This is a genomic window from Terribacillus halophilus (assembly GCF_900162685.1).
Classification (GTDB): domain Bacteria; phylum Bacillota; class Bacilli; order Bacillales; family Amphibacillaceae; genus Terribacillus; species Terribacillus halophilus_A.
Genome location: NZ_LT727828.1, coordinates 1,277,925 through 1,289,938 on the forward strand (window position 1 = coordinate 1,277,925; position 12,014 = coordinate 1,289,938).

A 12,014-nucleotide genomic window follows, 5' to 3' on the forward strand; every position below is an offset into this window, starting at 1 on the left:
ATAAAGGCTCGTCTCCTGTCATATGTATTAGAGACATCTGAGAGGAGTGAGCAGCAATGAACCAGGTCGGCATGGAGTTGATGACGGTCGTCGCAACAGGTGGGTTGTTTGCACCGCTTTTGTTCATCCTCCTGCATCTGCTTCGGCCCGCCTTATTTCTGCCTGTTGTGTTTCTTTGTATTTCAGGCGGGATTTTATTCGGTGCGGTAGCTGGAACGGTTCTTTCCATCATCGGTATAACCGCTTCAAGTTTGCTATTTTATTTTATTTCTCTGCGTTTTCCGAAATCAGCGAAACGAATCCTTTTTCTGAAACAAAAGCTGATTGGCAAACACTCGAGCTTTACGACGACGCAAATTGCGCTTATGCGAATGATTCCATTCATTCATTTTCATATGCTGAGTGTGTGTTTGATGGAGACGAACCGGGATTGGAAATCGTACGCAAAAGCATCCTTTATTTCCAGTATACCGCTGGCAGCGCTGTATTCCTTTGCGGGAACATGGCTGCGCTACTTGCCGCCAGCAGCAATAGGAGGCGTCATGCTTGTTTTGCTTGTGTTTATCTACTTAATGCGAAAAAAAGAATTCACCTACAAGTGGGAAGAATTCTTCAAAGAAAGTGCATAGAGCACCGAAGCTTCAAGCTTCCGTGCTCTTTTTAGATTTCTGTTAAGACAAGCTCGTTTATCGGATGGCGCCACTCAATAGAGGTGTAGGGGAAGTGCTGAAGGATGCATTCTTCCATCTGGTACAAATCATTTCGGGAGAACCCTGTTAACCGGGTCGGCTGCGCGGCAGTCATTACTACCTTTGTTACTTCAATGCTATCTTCTTTTGTTTGAATATGTTTTTCTCCAATCATACGGTATCCTCGGTAACTTAATGTAAAATACTGATCAATCAGCTGGTCGTGAAATTCGACTTCATCCGTTTCCGCGGAGGAATGGTCTTTAGCAGCATAATTTCTTGCTTTCATCACAGTATAGAACAAAAGAAGCGCCGCACCTGCCAGAAGCAGGAGAAAAAAGATTTTCATCAGCGAGCAGGCCTCCTTTACTTTTTGTATAGATACGATTACGCTTAAGAGGAAGTTTCATCTGTATTACTATACCCTCGTTACATAGCAATAACGCAAGAAGGAGTCTTATACATGGATTACGAATATTTATTCAGGAAGCAGCGGGAGCTGGATTCCTATATTGAAGAAAATCTAGAGTCAGCAAATCGAGAAGATATTTTCCGGAAGAAGGTACTTGCACTGCAAGTGGAAATTGGGGAACTGGCCAATGAAACACGCTGCTTCAAGTTTTGGAGCCGCAAAGGGCCAAGTGAACAAGCTGTTATTTTGGAGGAATATGTAGATGGTCTGCATTTCATTCTGTCGGTAGGACTGGATAAAGGCTTGACGTATGCATCAGCACCGCTTCCAAACAAGCAAATAGATCAGACAGATGCATTTCTGGAGCTTTACCGTACTATTCATGCGTTTTATGCCGCGCCGAATCAAGAAAATTACAACATGATGTTCCGCAGCTTCTTGCTGTTAGGTCAGCTGCTAGGCTTTGATGAACAAGCGATATTAAAGGCATACCAGCAAAAAAACGAAGTGAATCATACAAGACAGGATGAAGGCTATTAAACAGGGAGGCACATATATGAATGACAAACTGAAGATGCTGAAGGACTTAACCGACGCACCTGGTGTATCTGGAGACGAAGCTGTAATTCGCAATGTGATGCGAGATTATATCTCAGCTTATGCAGAAGAAGTGTCTACCGATAACTTGGGCAGTTTAATTGCAAAGCAAAAAGGTTCCAAACCAGACGGTCCGAAAGTAATGGTCGCTGGGCATCTGGATGAGATTGGATTTATGGTGACACGCATCGATGCGAACGGCTATCTGTTTTTCCAAACACTAGGCGGCTGGTGGAGCCAAGTGATGCTGGCGCAGCGTGTTACTGTTCATACGCGTAAAGGGGAGCTTGTCGGTATCATCGGCTCCAAGCCACCGCATCTGTTGTCCCTCGAAAAGCGGAAGAAACCCGCTGTCATAGAAGAAATGTTCATCGATATTGGTGCCAGCAGCAGAGAAGAAGCAGAAGAGTTTGGCGTTCGTCTGGGTGATTCGGTTGTACCTTACTTTGAATTCACGAAGATGAAGAATGAAAAGCTGCTTTTAGCGAAAGCTTGGGATAACCGGATTGGCTGTGCAGTTGCCATTGATGTACTGAGAAACTTACATCATACAGATAAAGAAGCAACTGTCTATGGTGTTGGAACGGTGCAAGAAGAAGTCAGAAGACGAGGTGCTACTACTTCTGCTAATAAGATTGGACCGGATATCGCTTTTGCTGTTGATACAGGAATTGCAGGCGATACACCAGGTATTAGCGACAGAGAAGCGAATGGAAAGCTCGGCGGTGGTCCGCAAATCGTCTTATATGACGCTGCACATATCTCTCATAAAGGATTGCGTGACTTGGTTATCCAGACGGCAGAGGAGCTGGAAATTCCTTATCAATACGATACCATTAAGGGTGGTGCAACGGATGCAGGCAGCATCCATTTGACCGGTGAAGGTGTTCCGGCTTTAACAATTGGTATCCCAACACGCTATATTCATACTCATGCGGCCATGCTGCATGAAGATGATTATGACAACACCGTGAAATTGCTTACCGCAGTTATCGAGAAGCTGGATAAAGAAACAGTTGAAAAAATTACGTATAGTTAATAAAAAACCAGCTTCCTCCGAGGAAGCTGGTTTTTTAAGCGAGATAACTGCCCATTACTTTACGAACGTAATTCGTTGTTTCGTTGAACGGCGGTATGCCGTTATATTTATCAACATTGCCTGGTCCGGCATTATAAGCTGCTAAAGCTAAGCTTGTATTGCCATTATAACGGTCAAGCATCTGGCTGAGGTATTTTGTACCTGCCATTACGTTCTGCTCTGGATCAAAGCTGTTCATAACCCCAAGCCCTGCTGCTGTAGCTGGCATAAGCTGCATCAAACCTTGCGCTCCTACACCGCTCTCAGCTCTCGGATTGAAGTTTGATTCCATCTTTATAACCGAACGGATAAGCTTCTCATCTACGCCATATTGAGAAGCAGCGTTGGAGATAATACCATCAATCGTTTTATTCCCTGAACTGGCTGGTGCGCTTTCCATAATGGACTGCACAGCCGTGACATTCTGTACTGGTGACGGGGCGCTAGTTGTTGCATATGGATTCAAACGAACTGGCATGTTTGCTTGCATCGATTGCATTAGCACATCACCGAATGACTGGCTCGGACTGGATAATTGGGAAAGTCCTGTCTGCTGCTGGTAAGATGCGCGGATAAGAGGACTAAGTGTCGAAAGCAGATAAGATGTATCCAAAAAACATATCTCCTGTCACATATTGTTAGTCCAATTGTAGCTCAAAAGAACCAGGCGGACAAGACTTTATTTCGCCCCAGAATTAGCTTTGTGTCGCTTGTACTCCTTTTGCTAGTGCATCAACCATTTCTGCTTTTTCGTTTTCATCAGCATGCTGCCAAATTAATTCAAAAAGTACGCCAAGACCTGGAAGCAATACTTCTCTTCCGCCAATGGAATCTGTGATAGTCGCTTCCAGCTGTTCTTCATTATTGCCTTTAATATTCGCTAAAATAGCGCGTCGGATGTCCAAATCCATACATGAACACCTCCTTAACTTTTTTATAGTTTGACCCGGCTTTGTAAAACTATGTATGATAGAGGATATGTCGAGAAAGGGAAGTGAACGTGCGTTGATTACATCAACACAAAATGCCCAAGTAAAACAGTGGCAAAAACTAAAACGAAAAAAAGAACGGACAAAGACGAACACCTTTCTTGTGGAAGGTTTCCATTTAGTCGAAGAAGCGATTACAGCCGGATGGACGATTGAAAAGCTTATTCTGCGTGAAGAGACGGAGCTGCCAGAATGGGCATCTCATTTAGAAGCAGAAACAGTTAGTGAGCATGTATTCAAGTCGATTACAGAAACAGAGACGCCTCAAGGTATCGCGGCTGTCGTGCAGATGCAGGATAAAAAGCTGAAGCGACACAACCGAATTCTTTTATTGGATGCGGTACAAGACCCAGGCAATTTAGGGACAATTATTCGAACAGCTGATGCTGCTGGATATGATGCGATATATCTTGGTGAAGGATCAGCTGATCGGTATAACGATAAAGTGATTCGTGCAACCCAAGGTTCTATTTTCCACTTGCCAGTATTAACTGCTGACTTGGAATTATTGGTTCCAGAGCTGCAGGACATTGGCTATACCGTCTGGGCAGCTGCACTAGAGGGAGCGGTAGACTATAGAGCAGTATCGGCTCCGGAGAAAACAGCATTGCTAGTCGGAAATGAAGGAGCAGGAATTGACAAGCGGCTAATCGCCCAAAGCGATATGGCTGTCAAAATCCCGATTTTCGGCAAAGCGGAATCGCTCAACGTTAGTATTGCAACTGGAATCCTGCTTTATCACACGGTAAACAAATAAAAGCGGGTTGCAAGTTGCGCCGGGATTTTCTATAATAAAACAAGATTCATATTGAGATGCGTGGAAAGAGTCAGTAATCCCTTGCAAATCGCAGCACCAGGAAGGCATGCCTTGACTGAGAGCATGCTGGCTGCGGCAGCGGATGAACCTTCACTCTGGAGCAGACGCCGGGACCTTGTCTTTTATGACAAGTAAAGGTGTATCCGGATTGCAAGATCCGTTATCAAGCTTCAAGTTGGGTGTACAAGTGTATACCAACAAGGGTGGTACCGCGAATGAAAGCTCGTCCCTTTTCGGAGGGAGGGGCTTTTTTTATGCTCAAAATCATAGGAGGCAAAAGCATGAGAGAAAAACTCGAAGCACTACAAGCAGAAGCCATCGAGAAAGTACAGCAAGCTGATAACCTGCAATCTTTGCAGGACGTGCGCGTTGCTTACTTAGGTAAAAAAGGACCAATCACAGAAGTACTGCGCGGAATGGGGAAACTGTCTCCGGAAGAACGTCCGGTAATCGGCGAATTGGCCAACAAAGTTCGTGAAGCCATTGCAACAGCATTGGATAATAAAAAGAACTTGCTCGAAGAAGCAGCATTAAATGAACAGCTGCAAAAAGAAGCAATTGACGTGACACTTCCAGGACGTCCAGTTAAAACAGGCGGTCCGCACTTGCTTACAAGCATCATTGAAGAAGTAGAGGACCTATTCCTTGGAATGGGCTTCGAAATTAAAGAAGGACCAGAAGTAGAAACAGACTATTTCAACTTTGAAGCATTGAACTTGCCGCAAGACCATCCAGCGCGTGATATGCAAGATACATTTTATATTACAGATCATCTGCTCTTACGTACACAAACATCGCCAGTTCAGGCGCGTACCATGCGCGAATACAACGGTGACAAGGCAATTAAAATGATTTGCCCAGGTATTGTATACCGCCGTGACAGTGATGATGCGACACATTCCCATCAATTCACACAAATTGAAGGGTTGCTAATTGATAAAAACGTTCGCATGAGCGATTTGAAGGGTGTTCTGCTCGAGTTCTCTCGTAAATTGTTTGGTGCTGACCGGGAAATTCGCTTGCGTCCAAGTTTCTTCCCATTCACAGAGCCATCTGTTGAGGTTGATGTGACGTGTAAAGTGTGTGACGGAAAAGGCTGTAACGTCTGCAAGCACACTGGCTGGATTGAAATCCTTGGTGCCGGCATGGTACATTCCAATGTTCTTCGGATGAGCGGTTATGATCCGGAAGAATATTCTGGTTTCGCATTCGGTATGGGTGTAGAGCGTATCGCGATGCTTAAATACGGCGTTGACGATATCCGTCACTTCTATACGAATGATGTACGATTCCTATCGCAATACCATAAGGCATAACGGGAGGTTAGATAACGATGTTTGTATCTTTAAATTGGCTGAAGCAATATGTAAACATAGATAATATTACACCAGAGGAGCTAGCAGAAAGAATTACGCGCTCTGGTATCGAAGTAGAAGGAATTGAGCGCATCGCTCCAGAAAGCACAAACGTAGTAGTCGGCTATGTGGAAAGCTGCGAACAGCATCCAAATGCAGACAAATTAAATCTTTGTCAAATCAATGTTGGTACAGAAACATACCAAATCATTTGCGGTGCACCGAATATCGCACAAGGGCAGAAAATTGCAGCAGCACTTCCAGGTGCGCGTCTTCCTGGCGGAATGAAAATCAAAAAAGCAAAACTGCGCGGCGTCGAATCGAACGGAATGGTTTGTTCGCTTCAAGAATTAGGTATTGATGAGAAATTCGTACCGAAAGAATTCGCAGAAGGAATTTTTGTTTTTCCTGAAGATACGGAAGTTGGGACTCCTGTTGCAGAACTGCTTAACTTAGATGATGTTATTCTGGAGCTTGGTTTGACACCTAACCGTGCTGATGCAATGAGCATGCTCGGTGTTGCTTACGAAGTAGCAGCAATCCTAAATAAAGAAGTTAACTTGCCGGATGAAGCGTATCCCACAAGCGACAGCAAAGCAGCTGACTTTGTACAAGTGAAAGTAGAAGATGGCGAGCTTAACCCATATTACGGCGCCTATGTAATTGAAAACGTAAAAATTGCACCATCCCCGCTTTGGATGCGTAATTACTTAATCGCAGCAGGCATTCGCCCAATCAATAATGTTGTCGACATTACCAATTATGTGCTGCTTGTCTACGGACAGCCGCTGCACGCTTTTGATTATGACAAAGTGGCAACGAAAGAAATTATTGTCCGAACTGCGAACGAAGGCGAAACAATGCAAACCTTGGATGATCAAGAACGCACACTAAAAGGTGATGAGCTAGTTATCACAAACGGCAAGGAGCCGATTGCACTTGCAGGTGTGATGGGCGGCGCTAACTCTGAAGTTTCTAATCAAACGACAACTGTATTGCTGGAAGCAGCTTACTTTGATTCCCGTGCAATCCGCCGTTCGAGTAAGCATCATAACTTGCGCAGTGAAGCGAGCTCGCGCTACGAAAAAGGCATTGATCCAAATCGTGTCAAAAAAGCAGGCGCTTATGCTGCTCGCTTACTAGCAGAATACGCTGGCGGAACAGTTGCCGAAGGTGTTGTTGAATTCGACGAACTAGATCGCCAAGAGAAGAAGGTCGAGCTAGATACAACAAGTGTAAACGCCCGTTTAGGTACAGCAATCTCAGATGAAGAAATCGCGTCTATTTTGACTAGATTGCAGTTCCATTTTGAACAAACTAACAGCCAATTCACTGTTTCTATCCCAACAAGGCGCGGTGATATCAGCTTGTTTGAAGATATGCTCGAGGAAATTGCGCGTATTTACGGATACGATAATATTCCGTACACGCTGCCAGAAGGAGAAGCGTTTGCTGGTAAACTGACAACGAAGCAATACTTGAAACGTCAGCTGAAACAGTATTTGCAAGGTGCTGGCTTGATGGAAACAATCACGTACTCGCTGACTAGCAAAGCTCGTACAGAAATGCTTGTTAGTCCGGAAGTAAAAGAGCAGAGCGTACACGCTGTGGCATTAAAAATGCCGATGAGTGAAGAGCACAGCCACCTGCGTATTAGCTTGCTTCCAGAGCTTGTGGACACACTATCTTATAACGTGGCACGTAAACAAGATAACTTAGGCTACTTTGAATTCGGTCGTGTATTCCTTTCAGAAGAAGAACAAACGACAGAGCAGCCTACAGAAACGGCCCGTCTTGCAGGTGCAATTACTGGTATGTGGATGGAGCAGCCATGGCAGCAAGAGAAGAAGCCAGTTGATTTCTATGTAGTAAAAGGAATTGTTGAAGGCATCTTCGCACAGCTTGACCTTGAACCTGCTTTCCAGCAGGCACAAGTAGATGGCTATCATCCTGGACGTACAGCAACTGTTTCCCATAACGGCCGCGCAGTTGGTGTGGTAGGGCAATTGCATCCAACCGTACAAAAAGCGTACGACCTAAAAGAAACGTATGTCTTCGATCTAGATGCAGCTTATTTGATGGATCAGTATAAAGAAGAACCAAGCTTCCGCACAGTACCGCGTCACCCTTCTGTCACACGTGATATCGCGCTTGTTGTTGATGAAACAGCACATGCTGGCGATATTCAGCGTACGATCAAAGAATCTGGCGGTGAGCTCGTGCAGCAAGTACAGATCTTCGATGTGTACCAGGGCGAGCACATGGAAACTGGCAAGAAGTCAATTGCCTATACTGTGCTGTACCAAGACCCAACACGCACACTGACAGATGAAGAAGTAGAAGCATCTTATAACAGCATTATGGAAGCTGTGAAAGCAGTGCATGGTGCGGAATTGAGAAGTTAAAGAGGAAGGATAGCTAGCGTCATGGAGACGCTAGCTATCCTTTTTATTTTTTGTATCAGAAAAAAATGTAAAATATTGTTATGTGCGAATATTTTATGTGCTACGATAATCTCATTAAACAATGAGGAGTGATAACTTGCAAGTTTCGATGCGAGGGATACTTTACATAGTTCTTTTTATTGTTTTTCTTTCAATCTCAATTTACGGAGTAATACATGGGAGAGCAATTGGCTATGGGTTAATGATAGTAATCGGAATAAACAGCGTGGCATACTTAATTAGTAAGCTGAAAGAGAGAAGAAAAGCAGAATAAGTGAATAGTTAGCAAGTATAAGTCTACAGAAGACCTGATTACATGAAACTTTTAAGTTGAATGTCGTACTGAATTGTATACGAAGGACCCCAAACCTAATGTTACTATAAAAATCTTTCTTTGGATGATTTGTATTCTTTGAATAGATAGTGCAAGACAGCAAAATCTCCTAAAGAGGTGATTGTTTGAAGAGGAATGTAATCTTAGTAATTAGTTTAATTCTTATAATGATGAGTAGTATAGTCGGTTGTTCAACCGATGCAGCAAGCAATAAAGAGGAATCAGGAAGTGGCTATACGCTTAGTGATAAAAATGCGGAAGCAAATGGTATCTTATCGCAAGATGATGCAGAATTACTTATTTACAATCAACTTCATTCTGAAGAGAAAGAACATTTACATATTGACTACCTGAAAGAAGATGGAACTAAATATGTTATTAGGGTTTACGAAGATATAGATGGTACTGAGAAAGTTAAAAAGATATATACTGTTGATTTTAGAACAGAAGAAGTAGAACAAATAAAATAATTCTTTAGAATTAAAGCGTAAAGTCAGTTAGATTATCTCGCTAAGTTATAATCAGAATTAACGAAATATAAGGAATAGCACAAACTAAATGTCTCATAAAAGATTGTGGTTGACGACAGAAAAAAATCACCGGAATTGATTTATGGGGTTAATATATGAGTTTTGAAAATCATTTAAAGGTGATGCCTGAATTTGAGACTGGACGTTAAATGCTTAGAAAGTTATCTTATGGCGACATAGATGACTTGTATGAATTTTGGTTCCAACCCTAATGTCTCCGGTCCTATGACTTGGGAAACGAATAAGACCAAAGAAACAACACTTCAATTCTTAGACAATGGCATCAATGGTTATAGTGTCGGGGAAGCAGGGGAATGGGAATTGTCTGGAATGATACTAACAAAGTAATCGGAGTTGCTGCAATTATTGACTGGAGTAATAAACATAAGAGTATCGAGGTTGGATATTTTCTATCAGAAAAATATTGGGGTAGAGGAATTGTGACAGAAGCGTTAGATAAAATTGTTGAGTATGGTTTTGCAAGTTTATCCGTTAATCGAATAGAAGGCAGATGCGATACTGACAACATAGGTTCACAAAAAGTGATGACCAAATTAGGTATGAGATATGAAGGGACATTACGAAAAAATGAATTTATTAAAGGTGAATTTCGAAATACTCAGTTTTATTCAATTCTCGCTTCAGAATCCACATACTAATGAAAAAGTTCAATAATAATAGGTACTTTTCTTTTACCTCTAATACGCTCAGTACCAGTATTTTAGCCATCACTTGTCTCTGTAACCAAGAAACAGCTCTTTAAAGGCTCTTTACAGAGGATCTCATCACTTTCTACCCTCGAAGTGCGCTTCTCTATAGAGGCAAAAGACTCTCTTGTATCTCCAAAAAGAGAAGAACTTTTCTTTTCGATTGGAAGTTAGAGTTATCTTTTTACTAGATTGTCAGGCAGTTAATAAAAGTAATGGAGGAGCAAATATGAATATTACCAAACCAGAACTAAAACACGCCGAAGCAATAGCAGCCATATGTTCCAAAGGGTGGCGGCAAACGGTTGCTGGGAAGCTTAGTGAGGAGTTTCAGCGGCAGAATGTCGCTTATTGGTATAACCTTGGTCGTGTAAAAGAAGAAATCCAATCTGGCAGTTATCGTTATGTGGCAATGCAGGTGGGGCGAGTGGTTGGTGTTATTGGAGGAGCGGTAACAGGACAATCGACTGGGGAAGTGTTTGTGTTGTATGTCGATGAAGCAGCGCGTTATAAGGGTGCTGGAAAGCTGCTGCTGGAAGCTTTGACAAAAGACCAAAAGCAGCAAGGCGTTTCGGAACAATGGGTCTCCGTTCAAGAAGGCAATACATTAGGCATTCCTTTTTATGAAGCAAGAGGCTTCCGTCTGCGGGGCAAGAAAAGCAATCTGACTGAAACAGGCGAAACACAAGTGTCGCTGCGGTATTATCGGGAAATAGGCTAATGTACGTTAAAAGCGGAAATTACTGTCTATACTGGTACTAAGTGAGGGGATGAATGTGGCAAGACAGCATATTGGCAGATGTGAGCTTTGCGGCCGAGATGAGGTTACGTTAACAGAGCATCATCTTATACCAAAGGAAATGGGCGGCACATTTCTAGATACTGCGATGATTTGTATTCCGTGTCACAAACAAATTCATGCATTGTATACGAATGAGGAGCTGGCAGCTCGGCTTGGTACAATTGAAGCGCTGCGGTCAGATGAAAAATTGTCCAAGTATATAAAATGGATCCGCAAGCAGCCTGCTGGCAGGCTCGTGCGGACCAGGAAATCAAATAGTCGGCGAAAATATGGACGTTAGACGTACTTTTCGGCTTTGGCGCTATTTGCAAAATGCATTTTCGTGAATACAGGAAGCGCTTGGCGTCCCTTGCTTCGGATGAGGCGTCCGGCTGCTTGATCAACAGCTGCACTGGCGCCTTTCGGGATTGTAAAACCTGCTTGCTTGGAAAGCTTGTCCATCTCTTTTAAGAAGCTCGCTCGGGAGATGATCGAAGCTGCTGCTACAGCGAGAGAATAGCTTTCCGCTTTCGTCATAAAGCTCACGTCTGGCTGCAGCTTTTCTCCTTCAGAAGCAAGATGCTTTATATAAGTTGACGGCAGCTGAAACTGGTCAATCAGAATGCCATCCGGCTTAGTCGGGGCAATCTTGGCAAGCAGCTTTTGGATGGCGTGGTGGTGCATCATCGTTTTCATCTTGCCTTGCGACCAGCCGCGCTTCTGCAGCTGATTGTATTTTTCATTGCGCATCACTAAGAGAGAGTAAGGCATCTCGGCGTGCATGAGATCTTTTGCGATGCGCTGTATAGCATCATCCTTCAGAAGCTTCGAGTCTTTCACACCAAGTTCTTTGAGAAGTGCAACCTGGCTCTTATCTACATATGCACTTGCAACAGTGATTGGCCCGAAGAAATCACCTGTCCCTGCTTCGTCTGAGCCGATGTGAGAGGTGGTAAATAAAGAAGGGTCTGGTGCATACTTGTGATCATTCACACTTGGTTTTGAGGTGCTGTTGCTTTTAGAAGCTGCTGGAGCTGTTCCCCATTTATCTGCCTCCGATTCTGGTGCTTTACCTTGGAACAGCACTTTGCCGGATTTGTAGGCAGTAATACTGCAGCTTGGTGTTTTGGCGGCAAAGACAGCTCCGGGTGGTGCCGCTTTCGCTGTTTGGCTGTATACTGTTTTCATTTCCTGGATCTTGTCCAATGTTAATTGTAATACGATTTGTCCCACGTTCATCTCTCCAATCTGACATCCAGTATAGCATGCCGATAAAGCTAT

Annotated in this window: 14 protein-coding genes; 10 read left to right on the forward strand and 4 right to left on the reverse strand. The window is 43.5% G+C overall.

Annotated features, from left to right (window positions below; translation table 11 throughout):
* Positions 1 to 56: 56 nt before the first annotated feature.
* A complete protein-coding gene (locus B1K52_RS10910; RefSeq protein ID WP_077308137.1) occupies positions 57 to 629 on the forward strand; it encodes a TVP38/TMEM64 family protein in 573 nt (190 codons plus the stop codon).
* Positions 630 to 660: 31 nt separating this feature from the next.
* Here the strand turns inward: B1K52_RS10910 and B1K52_RS10915 are convergent, their stop codons facing one another.
* Positions 661 to 1,038, reverse strand: a complete 378-nt coding sequence (locus B1K52_RS10915) for a hypothetical protein (RefSeq protein ID WP_077308139.1) — start codon at positions 1,036 to 1,038, stop codon at positions 661 to 663.
* A gap of 114 nt (positions 1,039 to 1,152) precedes the next feature.
* Between B1K52_RS10915 and B1K52_RS10920 the strand changes: the two genes are divergently transcribed.
* Entirely contained in the window at positions 1,153 to 1,641 is a 489-nt protein-coding gene (locus tag B1K52_RS10920; protein WP_077308141.1) for a dUTP diphosphatase, read from the forward strand.
* A gap of 16 nt (positions 1,642 to 1,657) precedes the next feature.
* Positions 1,658 to 2,737: a M42 family metallopeptidase gene (locus B1K52_RS10925; RefSeq protein ID WP_077308143.1), complete on the forward strand. Its 1,080-nt coding sequence runs from the start codon at positions 1,658 to 1,660 to the stop codon at positions 2,735 to 2,737.
* Between the two features lie 34 nt (positions 2,738 to 2,771).
* On the opposite strand, the gene B1K52_RS18415 is transcribed toward B1K52_RS10925, so the two are convergent.
* Positions 2,772 to 3,389 (reverse strand): lytic transglycosylase domain-containing protein, encoded by a 618-nt coding sequence (locus tag B1K52_RS18415; protein WP_306278123.1) that lies wholly within the window; start codon positions 3,387 to 3,389, stop codon positions 2,772 to 2,774.
* An 82-nt stretch (positions 3,390 to 3,471) separates the two neighbouring features.
* Positions 3,472 to 3,687, reverse strand: coding sequence for a small acid-soluble spore protein SspI (gene sspI, locus B1K52_RS10935; protein ID WP_077308145.1), 216 nt, complete (start codon positions 3,685 to 3,687; stop codon positions 3,472 to 3,474).
* Positions 3,688 to 3,781: 94 nt separating this feature from the next.
* On the opposite strand from sspI, the gene B1K52_RS10940 reads away from it, so the two are divergent.
* The 7 genes from B1K52_RS10940 to B1K52_RS10970 all read left to right on the forward strand — a co-directional run bounded on the left by B1K52_RS10940 (position 3,782) and on the right by B1K52_RS10970 (position 11,034).
* Complete coding sequence (locus tag B1K52_RS10940; RefSeq protein WP_077308147.1) at positions 3,782 to 4,522, forward strand: TrmH family RNA methyltransferase; 741 nt, start codon at positions 3,782 to 3,784, stop codon at positions 4,520 to 4,522.
* Positions 4,523 to 4,863: 341 nt separating this feature from the next.
* Entirely contained in the window at positions 4,864 to 5,898 is a 1,035-nt protein-coding gene (gene pheS / locus B1K52_RS10945; protein WP_077308149.1) for a phenylalanine--tRNA ligase subunit alpha, read from the forward strand.
* A 17-nt stretch (positions 5,899 to 5,915) separates the two neighbouring features.
* Positions 5,916 to 8,342 carry a phenylalanine--tRNA ligase subunit beta gene (pheT, locus tag B1K52_RS10950; RefSeq protein WP_077308151.1) on the forward strand — a complete coding sequence of 809 codons (2,427 nt, stop codon included), beginning with the start codon at positions 5,916 to 5,918 and terminating at the stop codon, positions 8,340 to 8,342.
* 498 nt (positions 8,343 to 8,840) lie between these two features.
* Positions 8,841 to 9,185, forward strand: coding sequence for a hypothetical protein (locus B1K52_RS10955; RefSeq protein WP_077308153.1), 345 nt, complete (start codon positions 8,841 to 8,843; stop codon positions 9,183 to 9,185).
* Between the two features lie 374 nt (positions 9,186 to 9,559).
* Positions 9,560 to 9,904, forward strand: coding sequence for a GNAT family N-acetyltransferase (locus B1K52_RS18280; protein ID WP_256855898.1), 345 nt, complete (start codon positions 9,560 to 9,562; stop codon positions 9,902 to 9,904).
* A 277-nt stretch (positions 9,905 to 10,181) separates the two neighbouring features.
* The gene (locus tag B1K52_RS10965) at positions 10,182 to 10,673 is read left to right on the forward strand and encodes a GNAT family N-acetyltransferase (protein WP_077308155.1); all 492 of its coding nucleotides are present in this window, start codon (positions 10,182 to 10,184) and stop codon (positions 10,671 to 10,673) included.
* Between the two features lie 55 nt (positions 10,674 to 10,728).
* The gene (locus tag B1K52_RS10970) at positions 10,729 to 11,034 is read left to right on the forward strand and encodes a hypothetical protein (protein WP_077308157.1); all 306 of its coding nucleotides are present in this window, start codon (positions 10,729 to 10,731) and stop codon (positions 11,032 to 11,034) included.
* Here B1K52_RS10970 and rnhC read toward each other — a convergent pair.
* Positions 11,031 to 11,972 (reverse strand): ribonuclease HIII, encoded by a 942-nt coding sequence (gene rnhC / locus B1K52_RS10975; RefSeq protein WP_143588872.1) that lies wholly within the window; start codon positions 11,970 to 11,972, stop codon positions 11,031 to 11,033. The two genes, B1K52_RS10970 and rnhC, sit on opposite strands and share 4 nt — an antisense overlap.
* Positions 11,973 to 12,014 lie beyond the last annotated feature (42 nt).